At 26.0% G+C, this 373-nt stretch carries 1 pseudogene; it reads right to left on the reverse strand.

From position 1 onward, the window contains the following. A pseudogene (locus HMPREF9075_RS08575) lies at positions 1-373 on the reverse strand (hypothetical protein); the annotation flags it as partial.

Consider the following 373-nt stretch of genomic DNA (forward strand, 5'->3'; position numbering starts at 1 on the left):
ATTATTCTCTTTTAATTCTTCAACAATCTTTTCACTAAAAAAAATAGCTTCATCTATAGAAATTATATCATATTCTATTTTGTTCCTTAGATACAAATCTATTTTTGTTGTATCTCCATATTCAGAGTCAAAATTCTCATAATCTTCATAATTTGAAAAAGAGAATACATCTCTATCTTGATAATAAAATGTACTTTTTTGAAAATCAAGAACTTTGGAACTCCATACAGGGAAACCTATTAGGAAATAGTTACCATCAAAAGTATCAATCTTTACAGGAATTTTATTGTGAATAGGTAATTTGTATGCAGATATAATATCTACAACCTTTTCGCTTATTAAGAAGTCAATTCCTAATTCATAAGGAGCGTAA

Source organism: Capnocytophaga sp. oral taxon 332 str. F0381, assembly GCF_000318275.2.
In the GTDB taxonomy this organism is placed as follows: domain Bacteria; phylum Bacteroidota; class Bacteroidia; order Flavobacteriales; family Flavobacteriaceae; genus Capnocytophaga; species Capnocytophaga bilenii.